A 13871-nucleotide genomic window follows, 5' to 3' on the forward strand; every position below is an offset into this window, starting at 1 on the left:
ACTCCAATCCAATTTCAGGATGCCCAGACAACCCCATCAGGAGCGAGGGCTACGATCACCGGCGGCATACAGCATAGTCGCCCGTCGACAAGCTTTCCACGAACGATTGAATCGCGTTGACCACCCTCCGGGTGCATGATAGAAAGTTCCGGCGCAGGGGGCGCGTCCAATCAGGCCAATTCACATGTCCAAGCTTCAGACCAGCTTTGAAAACGCCGCGGAAGACATCAAGAAGCTGCCAGACCGCCCAGACAACGACACCTTGTTGAAGCTGTATGCCCTCTACAAGCAGGGGGCTGATGGCGATGTCTCGGGGCCGAAACCCGGATTCTTCGATTTTGTCGGTACGGCCAAGTACGAGGCCTGGGCCAAGCTCAAGGGCACCGATCAGGACGAAGCCAAGCAGAAGTATGTCGATCTGGTCGCAAAGCTGCGCGCCTGACCATCGCGACAAACCGCACGGGACACCCGATGGCGCGTCAAACTCGCGAGCTCATTCTCGAAACCGCCCTGGCCATGTTCAATACGCAGGGTGAGCCCAATGTGACGACCAATCACATCGCGGACGAGCTGGGCATCAGTCCGGGCAACCTCTACTACCACTACCGCAACAAGGACGACATCATAGGTCACCTGTTCGCGCGCTACGAGCAGCGCATCGACGAAGCGCTTGTGGTGCCCGACGATCGGCTGCCCACGCTTGAAGATGTCTGGTTGCAGCTGCACCAGATCTTCGAATGCATGTGGGATTTTCGTTTTGTCTATCGCGATCTCGTCGACATTCTCTCCCGCAACCGCAAGCTGCGCATGCATTTCTCGCGCATCCTCAAACGCGCGTCCGAAAATGCCGCGGGCGTAATGCGAGGACTGGCTGCTGCAGGGATATTTCGCGCAAGTGCCGACGAAATACGCGCCACCGCCGAAAACATCGTGCTGGTCGCAACGTTCTGGCTCAACTTCGACGCCGTTCGCCACGGCAAGAGCGAATCAGGCCAGCCCGATGTCGGCCGCGGCATCCATCAGGTCATGATGCTGATCGCACCGTTCCTGCGCGATTCCGAGCGTCTGCATCTGAATACCCTCGCAGCCGCCTACTTGCGTTAGCCGAATTCCAGGGCAGCAAGCCACACGCAAAAAAAAACGGTCGCACAAGGCGACCGTTTTCAATGGCACGCTGGAGAGTCGTACTTACTTGGCCGCGCGCAGCTGCCTGGACAGGCGATCGACGCGCGTGATCAGTGCGTCAACGTCAGCCTTGGAGGGAATGCCGGCGTACGACAGCACACGACCCAGCCCCTTCTCGAATGTCGCTTCAGCGCTCTTGCGGGTTTCCAGCAGACGCGCCTTGACCGGCTTCACGCGGCTCTCGATCTTCTTGCGCAGATCGGTCGAAACCTTGCGTGCGAACTTTTCGCTGCGGACCTGGAAGGCCTTGCCTTCGCTGATCATGTTTTCAGCCAGCTCGGCGCCCATCTTCTGGGCGACGGAGACCGCACCCAGGCCGGCAAGCCAAAGCTTCTCAGCCTTGTCCGCATTCGTTGCAACCTTGGCCTTTGCAGGCTTTCTGACCTTGATTTGCTTGCTCACAATGCCTCTCCTCATGGGGTTGGAATTCGCCAGAGTCCGGCGATGGACTCATCATCCCCGCTTGCAGTCGAGCATTCACACTACACAAGGATCAGGCAACGGCGGCATTCAGGGACGGGATTCGCCAGCCGCCGAACGCGCCTACCAGTTGGCGCGGAACGATTCGCCTTCGTGCTTTCGGTCCCAGGCGCGCAGCTGGTCGCGAATGTGCGCGATTCCCTGGCGTCCGAGCGCACCGTGTTTTTCATCCTGCAGGTTGGCGTCCAGCAACTCGGCCAGACGCTGTGCCGTCGGCAACATGGCGTCCCAGGCATCAAGGGCTGGCAACGGGCCCGGCAAGGCCATGAACAATGTGAGTCCCGGCGTATCCAGCGTCTCGATGCGGGCCATGTCGAAATTTCCGGGCTTGAGCATGTTGGCCATGCTGAAGACGGGTCCGGCTTCGTTGCGGCCAGTCACCATCCGGTGAAAGATGCCGCGATCACCGAACTCCAGGCCCGCCTTCTCGGCCGCCACGACGAGGTCGCTACCGGAAATCGTGGCTCCATCGCGAGCACTCACAAACAACGTGACAATGTGCTCGATGGGGCCGCTGGGTCGGGCCCCGACGGGTGGCTTGGCAGATCGCCGGGATCGGGCATTCTTGCGCGGCGCTGACGATGCGTCGTCCACTTCAGACGGGGTCGATCCAAGCAGGTCGAACTGCTCGCCCGTCGGAGCGTCGGCGAATTCACCTGGTTCCTCGAAATCGCTGCTTTCGCTCAGGGTCGGCTCGACTCGCTGCCCCTTCCTGCCCTGGAACAGGGTTCGCTTGCCCTGCCCCGGCTTTCTGGGCCGACCGAAGAAGTAGATCAGGGCAAGCACGATCAAGCCGATCACGAAAATGATCACCCGCATCTCGGTGGCGCTCAATGCTTGCTGCTCCATGTCTACTCCTGAAACCGATATTGCATGATATCCCCCGGCTGCCGGATGGGTGTGCTGTTGCCGGCCCGTTAAGCCGCCCCTGCCAGTTTGGCCGCCTCGGCGAGATCCACGAGAACCAGACGCGAAACGCCCGGCTCGCGCATGGTCACGCCGCAGAGCTGTTTCGCCGCTTCCATCGTCGACTTGTTGTGGGTAACAAAAATGAACTGCACGTTCTCGCTCATTTCGGTCACCAGCGCCGAGAAGCGCCCCACGTTGGCTTCGTCCAGCGGCGCATCAACCTCGTCGAGAAGGCAGAATGGAGCCGGGTTCAGACGAAAGATCGAGAACACCAGGGCGACGGCCGTCATGGCCTTTTCGCCACCCGAGAGCAGCGATATCGAGGTGACCCGCTTGCCAGGCGGCCGCGCCATGATCGACACGCCGGTGGACAGCAGATCTTCTCCGGTCAGTTCCAGATAGGCCTGACCTCCACCGAACAGGCGCGGAAAGAGCTCCTGTACGCCTGCATTGACGCGGTCAAACGTGTCCTTGAATCGCTGGCGCGTTTCGCGATCGATTTTGCGGATGGCACCCTCGAGGGTTTCCAGCGCCGTGCTCAGATCGGTCAACTGCGCATCGAGATAGACCTTGCGCTGGGATTGCTCTTCATATTCCTGAATTGCGGCCAGATTGACAGGCTCCAGACGCCGGATCTTCTGCTCAAGACCTTCCAGTTCGCTCTTCCAGCGTTCGGCTTCGATGTCTTCCGGCAACTCCGAGATCAACCGGTCAACCTCGAAGCCGGCCTCGACGATCGCCTCGGCAAGCGCTTCGGCATGCAGGCGTCGCTCCTGCGCGTTCAGGCGAAGATTCGCCAGCGCCTCGCGGCGTTCGGTCAGCGCTTCCGCGATCACGTTGCGTTCGACTTCGTACCTGCGCATTTCTGCGTCGCGCTCCTCGAGCGCCTTGCGCGCTTCCACGAGCTGCTTGTCGACGAGCAATCTCTGATTCAGGCAGGATTGCCGCTCCGACTCCAGCGCGATCAGCGGATCGTCGCTGGAGGAAAGCTGTTCCGCAATCTCGCCACGACGCGACTCAAGCTGGGCCAACTGCGACTGCATGCGCTGCAGCGATTGCTCGAGTGATGTCAGTGCGGATCGTTTCGACTCGATCGACAGTGCGGCCTGGTGCGCAACGTCGCGCGCTTCGCGCGCATTCATGCGTGCCTCTTCGCGCGACTCCAGCAACTGTCGACGTCCCGCGTCCAGTTGCTGGCGCTGCTGCTCCAGTTCTCCCATGCGCTCGACAGCCTTGTCGAGGCGGCCGCGTGCCTCGCGTATCTGGCCGTGCTCCGTATCCAGGCGGGTGATCAATTCTTCAAGCTCGCCGTCGATCCGGACCAGGCGCTCGCGAGCGCTGTCCATGCGTCCTCGATGGCTTTGCAGCTGACCGGAATTCTCGGCCAGTCGACGGTGGGCAGCGTGCGCCTCGCGCTGTGCTTCGTCGCGCGCGCGCTCCGCTTCGATCCGGGCAAGCCGCGACTGCTCAAGCCGGGCCGCATGCTCTTCGATGGCGGCTTCGAGCTCCTCGATACGCTTGCCGAGATGGGTGATCTCACGTTCGCGGGCGAGCACACCGACCTGGGAACCCTGGGCGCGTGCGATGCGCGCAAACCCGGCACCCATCCAGTCGCCCTGCGCCGTGATGACCGAATGGCCGACCGGCAAATCCGCGGAAACCGCGCGCAAGTCGTCCATCGAATCCGCCGTGCGGATCCTCGCCAGCATGTCCTGGATGGGCTTCGGTCCGCGAACATGCGCCGCCAGTGTTCCGTCGGCAGAACCGGAGTCGGAGGTAGCCGCAGCCAGCAAGGTCAGGTCTGCCTCGACCAGCCCTGCAAGTTCCTGCACGAGACTTCCGGGCGAATCGACCAGCACGGCATCGAGCCAGCCCTGGAGCACGGTCTCGACCGCAGCCTCCCAGCCATTGTCCACCTCAAGCACTTCACCGAGACGGCGCGAGCCGGACAGGCCCACACGCTCAAGCCACGCGTGGGCGGAATCATCGCCTTCGCCCAGCGCGGCATGCTGAAGCGCTTCAAGCGAGGCCAGCCTGCCGCGTGATTTTTCAAGTTCTCCGCGACTCGTGCTCAGCAAGGTCTGCAAGCCTTGCTCGCTTTCGACGATTTGTTCGTGGGAGAGCCGGCGCTCATCGAGTGTCGCAGCCAGGGCCTCGACCTGCTCGCGCAAGGTCTCCTGCTCCGAATCGAGCGTTTCCAGTGCCCTGGCTAGCTCGGTCAGGTCCACGGCCTGTTTTTCGGCCAGCAGCGCTTCGCGTCGGCGATCGGCTTCGGCGCACTGGCGATCCAGATAGTCGAGACGGGTTCTCTCAACCTCGGCTGCCTGACCCGCTTCGGAGCTGGACCTGGCGTAGGCATCCCACTTCTCCTGCCATTCGGCCAGACTGGCCTCGGCGACGCTCAGTACTTCAGCCGCCTTTTCGACCGCTTCGTGAAGGGCTTCGCGCTGGGGCGCCGAGTCACTCAGGATCAATCGCAGCGACTCGACCTGGCTGGTGTCCGTGGCGATGTGCTCGGCCAGTTCGGCGTGTGCACGTTCGGTTTCTTCGCGCGCACGCTGCAGTTGCTCGGCAAGCACTCTACTGTGCTGTATCTGCTGCTCGACGCGGGCGATTTCTGCGCCGACCTTGTAAACATCTCCCTGCACCGCATTGAGATGCTCGGTGGCTGCGTGATGGGCTTCGCGACCCGTCTCGATTTGCGCCTCGCGCTGACGCTGCTCGGCCAGTTTCTGCTCGATGGCCAACTCGGCCTGACGCAGGCTGCCGGACTGGGAATCCAGCTCTGTCCTGGCCTCGCGCAGATTGACCGCCTTCAGCTCGGCTTCCTTGCGCTTGTGCTCGGCCTGGAATGCCTGCCAGCGTTCGGCCGCGCGCGCCTGCCGTTTCAGGTGCTCAAGCTGCTTGTCGACTTCGTCGCGTACGTCGGTGACGCGATCGAGATTTTCGCGCGTCGCCTTGATTCGGCTCTCGGTTTCCTTGCGCCGCTCCTTGTAGCGCGAGATGCCGGCCGCTTCCTCCAGGTGTACGCGCAGCTGTTCCGGATCGGACTCGACGATCTGGCTGATCATGCCCTGTTCAATGATGGAGTAGCTGCGTGGCCCCAGGCCGGTCCCGAGGAACAAATCGGTAATATCGCGCCGTCGGCAGCGCGTGCCATTCAGGAAATACTGCGATTGTCCGTCGCGACTGACCAGGCGCTTGACCGATATTTCGTTGTACTGCGCATACTCACCGGTCACCGTGCCATCCGAATTGTCGAAGACGAGTTCGACAACCGCCTGACCGACAGGCTTGCGTGCACTTGAACCGGAAAAGATCACGTCGGTGAGTGAGTCACCGCGCAACCGACTGGCCGCGCTCTCACCCATGACCCAGCGAATTGCGTCGATGATATTGGACTTGCCGCAACCGTTCGGGCCAACCACGGCCGACATGTTGGTGGGCAGGTGCAAAGTGGTCGGATCGACAAATGACTTGAATCCGGCCAGTTTTATCGTAGTCAGTCGCATGGAAGCAGTTTCGTCCCTGATGGGTCAGTTGGCAGGTTTGTCAGCCGGAACGGCATCGGCAGATGGCTCAGCATCGGTCGGAGACTCGGTAGTGACCTTGGCTTCCTCGCGCAGCTTGATCAATCGCTGCTGCGAGAGTTGCGCCAGAAGGGTCTCGCGAATGCTCTCACGCAACTGCTCGAATGTGGGGGGTACGAACGGCGAGATCGCACCAACATGGATCACATGCCAGCCGTAGTCGGTTTTTACCGGTACCTTGGTGGTTTCACCGGACTTCATCGACGTGAGCGCCCTGGCCATCGGCTCCGGCAACTGGACCGGACGCACGCGCTGGAATGCGCGCGCCTGCTTGGCCCTGGTGCTCCACGCATCAAACACTTCGCTGAAGGGCTGGTTCATCGCTTCGCCGGCTGCCTTCAACGCGTCGTCCTCGTTGTCAAACAGCAACTGGCTGAAATCGTATTCGGAAGATCCGGCCTTTGCCAGTTGCTGCTCGTATTCGGTGCGCAGCACGCTGTCGTCCACCTGGGCGCTGCTGCGGAATTTGCCCAGCGTTGCATTGGCCATGCCCTGCAGCCGGTTGATTTCGACCTCGGCAGCGAACAACGGATCATCGAAGTAGGACCCGGCCTCGGCCGCCTGCCCAAGCAGGATGTAGTCGCGCAACTCGGTGAGTGCGGCTGCGCGCTGCTCGGGAACGTCCAGGTCCAGCTTTCTTTCGCGGGCGAGTACATCGAGCAGCACCTGCGGAACCGGCTGTCCATTCACTGTCTCCACGATCGGCAGGCCCGCTGGCAACGCGTCGTGACCCGAACTGCCGCCACAGGCAGACAGTGTCAGCGACAGAACCAGCACAAGGATTGGCAGGCGCGGGGTTGATATTACAGTCATCAGGATTCCTCGTTTGTACGTGCATCAATCGATAGCGCATGGATGTCGGTCTGCATCAGCTCGCCGAGTGCGGCGTAGATGGCTCGATGCCGGGCCAGCGGCGCCATGCCCTCGAAGGCGGCACTGATCAGCCGGACGCTGAAGTGGCCGCGGCCATCGCGAGCCCCGGCGTGACCGACATGGCGATGGCTGTCATCCGTAACCGTCAGCTCGCAGGGGGCAAACGCCTGGGCCAGACGGGAACGAATCGCTTCGACCCGATCGATCATGGCAGAACCTTGCGGAACGGGCGGACATCCACCGAAGCGTAGACGCCAGTCCGCAGGTAGGGATCTTCGGCAGCCCAGGCTCTGGCGGCATCCAGATCGGCGAACTCGGCAATGATCAGACTGCCGGTGAATCCGGCAGGCCCGGGATCATCCGCGTCCACAGCCGGAAACGGACCCGCAATCAGCAGGCGCGCCTGGTCCCGCAGGATTTCGAGCCGACGCAGATGATCGGGCCTGCTCGCCTTGCGTTGCTCCAGGCTTCCCGGATTGTCCTGACCCACGATCACGTACCACATGCAAAGGCTACCGAAGAGGGGCGCGTATGTTAGCCGATCGGTGCCGGGGACGGAGATCGATCTGCGCAGGCTTGCGAGTCATGGCCGGGTTTCATCGTGATCGCGACGGGAAACCTACTGGACTTCCGCATCTACAAGCCTTACGCTTGCTTCCGAATCAGTGCAAAGCGGGGCAAAGCACCCGCTGCTGTCGTGACTCCCGAGGGCAAGGGGCGTCCGCACCGCTGGTTACCACGTTGTTGCATGGCACCTGGATCCGAGCGGGAGCGCCGGGTGGGTTTTCAGGCGATTCGCCTGTACGCAACCAGTTGACGGTTTCTTTCCGGTTCGATCCGGGCGTTTCTGGTTGTTGGAAGTCTGTGCTGCCGGGCGGACCGACATACGCTTTTTCTTCATCCACAGCGGCTCAGGTTGGTAATGGCTGGCCGTGCTTGCTGTGGTTTGCATGGATCCGGTGCCTTGTCACCGGCCACGCAATGGTCAGGCCGATAAACCCGGCCGACTCTTTTTTCACGTGAGATCTGAGCATGACCCGCGCCGTGAGGCGCCGGGCAACCGGATCGGATATGAATACGCCGACAACCGAAATCGAAATCCAGCAAGAAGAACCCACGTCGGCATTCCCGCCGGTGCCCCAGCAGCAGGAAATGCCGTTGGCGCTGGTGCGTGGCGAACCGGTGTTGCAGATGCCGCAGGACCTGTATATCCCGCCGGATGCGCTTGAAGTCATTCTTGACGCCTTCGAGGGGCCACTGGATCTGTTGCTCTACCTGATCCGCCGGCAGAACCTCGACATCCTCGACATTCCGGTTGCGGAGATCACGCGCCAATATGTCGACTACATCGACCTGATGCAGGAAATGCGCCTCGAGCTGGCCGCCGAGTACCTGGTCATGGCGGCGATTCTGGCCGAGATCAAATCAAGACTCCTGCTGCCAAGACCCCCGGAAGCAGAAGGCCTGGAGGAAGATCCGCGCGCCGAGCTGGTTCGTCGCCTGCAGGAATACGAACGTTTCAAGCAGGCCGCTGCCGATATCGACGAGCTGCCGCGCATGGAACGCGATACGGCCGCGGTATCGGCTCATGTACCCGACAGAAACGTCATCCGCCTGCCCCCACCGGTCGACTTGCGCGAGCTTCTGCTCGCCCTGAAGGACGTGCTCAATCGCGCAGAGCTTTTCAGCCATCACGCCATTCAGCGTGAGGCCCTGTCGGTCAGGAACCGGATGAGCGATGTGTTGCGTGCGCTGGGCAATGGCGAATTTCATCCCTTCGAAAGCCTGTTCGACCTGAGTGAGGGTCGGCACGGGATCATCGTCACCTTCCTGGCCATTCTCGAACTGGCCAAGGAGCAACTGCTCGAAATCTCCCAGGGTGAGGCGCTGGCGCCCATCTATCTCAAATCGTTGGCCGCGGCCGACTGAACTTGCCCACATGATCGAATTTGAATTGCTAAAACGCATTATCGAGGCAGCCTTGCTGGCTGCCGGCAATCCGCTGAGCCCCGCGCAGATACTTGCGCTGTTTGGTGAAAACGAGGCTACCAGCCACGACGAAATCTCTCGCGCCATCGAATCCTTGCAGGCCGACTGCGAAGGTCGCGGCATCGAGCTCGTCGAGGTGGCTTCAGGCTTTCGCTACCAGGTGCGCAACGATGTTCACGCCTGGGTAGCCAGGATCTGGACCGAGCGACCCAGTCGCTACTCTCGCGCCCTGCTCGAAACGCTTGCACTGGTTGCGTATCGCCAGCCGATCACGCGCGGAGAAATCGAGCAGATTCGAGGCGTTGCCGTTTCCACCCACATCGTCAAGACTCTGGAAGAGCGCGAATGGATCCGCGTTGTCGGCCATCGCGATGCGCCAGGCAAGCCGGCTCTGTTCGGAACCACGCGCGGCTTCCTTGACTACTTCAATCTGCGTTCGCTGGACGAGCTTCCGTCGCTTGGAGAGATTCGCGACTTCGATGACATGGACCCGCAGCTTTCGCTGGGTCCTCCCGGCAACGGAGAGGCCGAAGCCGTCGTCGCAAACGACCCCAGGCTCCTCGCGGATGCCGCGCAGGAAGCATCCGCTTCAATTCCTTCCGACACCATCGAAGACGACGCGCAGGAAGATCCGCGCGGCGTCGATGCCGGCGATTCGGCCAGCCAACCCCCGCCCTTGTCTGCGTCCATGGTTGACGCCGACACATCGGAGCAAGATGCATGACTTCCCCTGTACGCAATGTACTTTCACTGAAACGCTCGGCCCCTGAAGATGTGGCCGCCACCCTCGAAGAACGCCTGCACAAGGTGCTGGCCACGGCAGGTCTCGGTTCCCGCCGCATGCTGGAAGGGCGCATCGAAGCCGGCGAAGTCCAGGTCAACGGCGAAGTTGCCACGCTGGGCCTGAGCGTCCATGCAGGGGATCGCGTCGAAATCGACGGCAAGAAGTTCGTCGTCATCAGCGACAACACCGAACACGCGCAGGTCATCGTCTACAACAAGCCCGAGGGCGTGATGACAACGCGCGAGGATCCGGAGGGACGCCCGACCGTATTCGAGCATCTTCCAAGATTGAAGGGCGCACGCTGGATCGCGGTGGGTCGCCTCGACATCAACACGACCGGCCTGCTTCTGCTGACCACCGACGGGGGGCTCGCCAACGCCCTGATGCACCCGAGCTCCGAACTCGAGCGCGAATACATCTGCCGTGTGCATGGCGAGGTACCCGATGAAGTCATCGAGCGCCTGCGCAGCGGTGTCGATCTCGAAGATGGCCCGGCCCATTTCGACGAGATTGCCGTGATCAGTCGTGGTGGCAGTCATTCGTGGTTCCGCGTGGTGATCCGCGAAGGGCGCAATCGGGAGGTCCGCCGCATGTGGGAAGCGGTCGGCCTCATGGTCAGCCGACTCAAGCGCATTCGCTACGCCAATGTCGAGTTGCCTCGCCTGCTCAAGCGCGAGCAGAGCGCCAGTCTCGAGCCCGATCAGATCAAGACATTGCGCGAGGCTTGCGGGGCGGCGGAGCCCGAAGCCACGCTCACGCTGGCCCCGGTCATCGGCCAGCGCCGCAGCTCGATCACGGAGTTTCGTCCGGATCCGAAATCCCAGCAGGCCTGGACCAGCACGCGTACGGAAGAAGCGCGTGAATTCGGCCAGTTCGACCGCATGCGCGATGAGCCCTGGAAGTCGCCCTCGTCAAACAAGGGCAAGCGCTCGCGCGGGGGCGGTGGCCCCCGCCCCTCCCGCCCGCGCGCCAAGCCCGGCAAGAACGAAGGCTCCCAGTATGTCGATCCAGGCTTGAATCCGGCCGTACTGCGCGCCTGGTTTCCTGATTCACCGCAGCCAGGCGCACGCAAGCGGGGTTCTGGCGGCCGTGGCCCGGCTCGAGGCAATCAGGCTGGCCAGGGCAATCCGAACTCAACCGGGTCCGTGGCACACGCCAACCGCGACCCGCGCCATGAAGCGAATGATGGAAGCCGGCCGTTCCGCGGCAATCCGCAGCGCAGTGGGCCGGCCCAGGGCAATCGCAGCCGCAATCCTCAGGATGCGTCCGGCAACCGGGCATCGCGCGGGAATTCGGCCCAGGACGATGCACGCGGCAATCGGGCGCCACAGGCCGACGGCAATCGCGAACAGGGGATCTGGGGCAATCGCGGCAACACCAGCGGCAATGCCCGCCGTGGTGGAAATGGCCCGCGCGGGAACTCGGCGCCACGTGGGGGCAATGGCGGACCGGGCGGAAATCGCAAGGGTCCGCGCAAGCAGGGTGGCGGCAACCGAAGGGGGCCGGGCTCGAAGGACTGACTGTTGCTGGCTCGAACCAGGAAAAACGGCGCAGCTTGCGCCGCGCCGTTTCCCGGGACTTCGCTGGAAACCCGCCGTTAGTCGAGCTTGAGTCCCTTCTTGTTGCTGTTGCGGCGCTTGGCTTCCTTGGCGGCATAGTCGGCTTCGCAGCCATTGCGCTCAACCATGACGCAACTCAGGTAGTCGGTGACTTCGACGAGAACCGCGCGAATCGCCTTGCCTGCAGGCGTGTTCTTTTCACTGGCCAGAGCACCGCCAAAACCGCCGCGGAATACGCCAACGCTCACACCGCCGCCGGACGTGCGTCCTTCAACCGTGCGCGAAAAATCGATCTCGCCGGTGGTCGCGTTGACCACACGAATATCCACCGCGACGTAGGCCTCGCTCTTCTTGCCACCCAGGGATATACCCTTGAAGCTGATTCCGCCGCCGGTGCTCGCGGTATTTTCCTCATAGGCCGATACCGTGCCCATGATCAGATATTCCGCACCGGTCAACTTGCCGATATCCGCACCGGTTCCCGAGCGTACGCGACCCGAAGCAGCGAGATTCTGTTCTTCAAGCACCTTCTCGAGTTTGGCGCGCTCCACCACGCGAAAACTGCCGGTGCTCGACAACTCGTTGGACAGCATGCCGGAAAGTTCCCAGCCCACCCCGCCGCGCCACCAGCCGGCGCCAGACTCGTTCTTGAATTCAGCCACGCCAACAGAGGGTTTTCCACCCTGCGCAGCGGCCATGCCCGCAAACCCCAGCCCGGCCAGGGCCAGTGCGGCGACGACAAATACCTTCTTCATCTCAACTCTCCCAATGTGTTTCGACTTGCAACGCTCTCGCTACCCAGTCGAATCGAGCAATTTGAGTACCTCTGCCCCCGACGCCGGCGGCTCTTGTTCTCAGCCAGATGCGACGATCGGGGTGCATTCTAACAGGGGCCCGGCATCCGGAAGCAGGCTTGATCGCCATAGACACCGGCGATCCGGTCACGTACGGAGTGTGCGCTTGCTCACACGTGTCGATGGAACCTTGAGCGCTCGCGCGGATCATAACCTGCGCGAAACCGACGGTTAACCGTGCCGACACAAGCAATCCTTATGCTTTGCGCACAACGAAATCAGGCCCGACAGCCATGCCCTCACAACGCCAGACCGAAGCCAACATTCTCGGCTACCAGCTCGACAGGATCCTCGAACTTGGCCGCGCTGCACCGCACTATGAGGTGCGCGCCCCCCAGAGCGATGCGGCGATCGCCAGCTTCATCGACCGCCGCTCAGCCGAGCAATTCATCGTCATGTGCGAACTCGGCCAGCTTCCTCGCCGAAGCGGTACTCCGGCCTACTAGGAAGACTCTGATCGGGTGACGCAAGCGCGAGGGTAACTCGTCCGCACCCGAATCCCGCGGAGATGCTGCACCGCAAGTCGTTTGCCTGAACAAGACCAAGCGGCCGCATTCGAGTTCCTTGCCACTCGGCCGTGATCGCGTCAAAGTCTGCCCCGGTACCCTGCGGAGCAACAGGCCTTGAGTGACGTCGTAATCCTGCACAACCCGCGCTGTTCGAAATCGCGCGACACTCTGGCGTTGCTCACCGAGCGCGGCATCAAACCCACGGTGGTCGACTACCTGAACGATCCGCCGGACGCGGTCGAACTGGAACGCATCCTCGAGATGCTGGGACTCGCACCTCGCGAACTGATGCGTCGCAATGAAGCCGAATACCGCGCCCTCGGTCTGGATGACGAACGTCTTGGGCATGCCGAACTAATCGAGGCCATGCGTGCTCATCCGCGCCTGATCGAGCGCCCCATCGTGGTCGCCAACGGAAAGGCCGCCATCGGCAGACCACCCGAGTCGGTACTGGATATTCTCTGATGGACAAGCTGCAGGGCATGCAGTTGTTCACCCGGGTGGTTGACTCCGGCAGCTTTACTGCCGGAGCCGAGCAAATGGGCATATCACGGGCACTTGCGAGCAAGTTGATTCAGAATCTCGAAGAAGAGCTCGGCGTGCGCCTTCTCAATCGCACGACGCGCAGGATCAGCCTGACCGATCCGGGCAAGAACTATTACGAACGCGTCAGCGAGATACTTGGCCAGCTGGCCGAAGCCGAGGCCGAAGCAGCGCAATTGCAGGTGGAGCCGCGTGGACGCATGCGCGTCAGTGCACCCATTTCGTTCTCCGTTCACCACCTGGCTCCGGCATTTTCCGAGTTTCAGCGGCGCTTTCCACTGGTCGAACTGGAGCTCGAACTGAATGATCGTGCAGTCGATCTTGTCGACGAAGGATTCGACATGGCGATACGCATCGGCAAGCTCGCGGATTCATCCCTGGTCGCACGAAGGATTGCGCCAGCCTGCCTTGTCTTGACCGCCTCACCCGCCTATCTGGAACGGGCCGGCACGCCCAGGCACCCATCCGAACTGTCCCATCACAACCTGCTGATCTACACCTTGTCGACGCGTCGCGACGAGCTCGTGCTAGAGCGCGACGGAGAATCCGTTGCGACAAGAATTCACGGCAACCTGCTCGTCAACAACGGCGACTAC

Annotated in this window: 15 protein-coding genes; 8 read left to right on the forward strand and 7 right to left on the reverse strand. The window is 62.0% G+C overall.

The window, feature by feature from the left end; genetic code table 11:
- The first annotated feature begins 184 nt into the window (after positions 1 to 184).
- Positions 185 to 442, forward strand: coding sequence for an acyl-CoA-binding protein (locus R3F00_RS16790; RefSeq protein WP_371282880.1), 258 nt, complete (start codon positions 185 to 187; stop codon positions 440 to 442).
- Between the two features lie 29 nt (positions 443 to 471).
- Entirely contained in the window at positions 472 to 1104 is a 633-nt protein-coding gene (locus tag R3F00_RS16795; RefSeq protein WP_371282881.1) for a TetR/AcrR family transcriptional regulator, read from the forward strand.
- An 84-nt stretch (positions 1105 to 1188) separates the two neighbouring features.
- On the opposite strand, the gene R3F00_RS16800 is transcribed toward R3F00_RS16795, so the two are convergent.
- From R3F00_RS16800 to R3F00_RS16825, 6 genes are all read right to left on the reverse strand, one after another.
- Positions 1189 to 1587: a phasin family protein gene (locus R3F00_RS16800; protein WP_371282882.1), complete on the reverse strand. Its 399-nt coding sequence runs from the start codon at positions 1585 to 1587 to the stop codon at positions 1189 to 1191.
- A 141-nt stretch (positions 1588 to 1728) separates the two neighbouring features.
- Positions 1729 to 2514 carry a cell division protein ZipA gene (gene zipA / locus R3F00_RS16805; RefSeq protein ID WP_371282883.1) on the reverse strand — a complete coding sequence of 262 codons (786 nt, stop codon included), beginning with the start codon at positions 2512 to 2514 and terminating at the stop codon, positions 1729 to 1731.
- A gap of 68 nt (positions 2515 to 2582) precedes the next feature.
- Positions 2583 to 6086: a chromosome segregation protein SMC gene (gene smc, locus R3F00_RS16810; RefSeq protein ID WP_371282884.1), complete on the reverse strand. Its 3504-nt coding sequence runs from the start codon at positions 6084 to 6086 to the stop codon at positions 2583 to 2585.
- 24 nt (positions 6087 to 6110) lie between these two features.
- Positions 6111 to 6977: a peptidyl-prolyl cis-trans isomerase gene (locus tag R3F00_RS16815; RefSeq protein WP_371282885.1), complete on the reverse strand. Its 867-nt coding sequence runs from the start codon at positions 6975 to 6977 to the stop codon at positions 6111 to 6113.
- Entirely contained in the window at positions 6977 to 7243 is a 267-nt protein-coding gene (locus R3F00_RS16820) for a BolA family protein (RefSeq protein WP_371282894.1), read from the reverse strand. Before R3F00_RS16820 ends, R3F00_RS16815 begins: the two co-directional genes overlap by 1 nt.
- Positions 7243 to 7542 (reverse strand): YciI family protein, encoded by a 300-nt coding sequence (locus R3F00_RS16825; protein ID WP_371282886.1) that lies wholly within the window; start codon positions 7540 to 7542, stop codon positions 7243 to 7245. The genes R3F00_RS16820 and R3F00_RS16825 overlap by 1 nt, the downstream gene beginning before the upstream one ends.
- A gap of 566 nt (positions 7543 to 8108) precedes the next feature.
- Here R3F00_RS16825 and R3F00_RS16830 point away from each other — a divergent pair.
- From R3F00_RS16830 to rluB, 3 genes are read left to right on the forward strand one after another with little or no spacing between them, the layout of a single operon-like run.
- Positions 8109 to 8966, forward strand: a complete 858-nt coding sequence (locus tag R3F00_RS16830) for a ScpA family protein (protein ID WP_371282887.1) — start codon at positions 8109 to 8111, stop codon at positions 8964 to 8966.
- Positions 8967 to 8976: 10 nt separating this feature from the next.
- Complete coding sequence (scpB, locus tag R3F00_RS16835) at positions 8977 to 9750, forward strand: SMC-Scp complex subunit ScpB (protein ID WP_371282888.1); 774 nt, start codon at positions 8977 to 8979, stop codon at positions 9748 to 9750.
- Positions 9747 to 11330 (forward strand): 23S rRNA pseudouridine(2605) synthase RluB, encoded by a 1584-nt coding sequence (gene rluB, locus R3F00_RS16840; RefSeq protein ID WP_371282889.1) that lies wholly within the window; start codon positions 9747 to 9749, stop codon positions 11328 to 11330. Before scpB ends, rluB begins: the two co-directional genes overlap by 4 nt.
- A gap of 77 nt (positions 11331 to 11407) precedes the next feature.
- Here rluB and R3F00_RS16845 read toward each other — a convergent pair whose 3' ends face one another.
- Positions 11408 to 12124, reverse strand: a complete 717-nt coding sequence (locus R3F00_RS16845) for a CsgG/HfaB family protein (protein WP_371282890.1) — start codon at positions 12122 to 12124, stop codon at positions 11408 to 11410.
- A 332-nt stretch (positions 12125 to 12456) separates the two neighbouring features.
- On the opposite strand from R3F00_RS16845, the gene R3F00_RS16850 reads away from it, so the two are divergent.
- The 3 genes from R3F00_RS16850 to R3F00_RS16860 form a co-directional block, all read left to right on the forward strand.
- Positions 12457 to 12669: a hypothetical protein gene (locus tag R3F00_RS16850; protein WP_371282891.1), complete on the forward strand. Its 213-nt coding sequence runs from the start codon at positions 12457 to 12459 to the stop codon at positions 12667 to 12669.
- A 177-nt stretch (positions 12670 to 12846) separates the two neighbouring features.
- Positions 12847 to 13197, forward strand: coding sequence for an arsenate reductase (glutaredoxin) (gene arsC / locus R3F00_RS16855; RefSeq protein ID WP_371282892.1), 351 nt, complete (start codon positions 12847 to 12849; stop codon positions 13195 to 13197).
- On the forward strand, positions 13197 to 13871 hold a 675-nt coding region (locus tag R3F00_RS16860; RefSeq protein ID WP_371282893.1), incomplete at its 3' end, for a LysR substrate-binding domain-containing protein. The genes arsC and R3F00_RS16860, both read left to right, overlap by 1 nt.

The organism is Dokdonella sp. (genome assembly GCF_041395345.1).
GTDB lineage: Bacteria > Pseudomonadota > Gammaproteobacteria > Xanthomonadales > Rhodanobacteraceae > Dokdonella.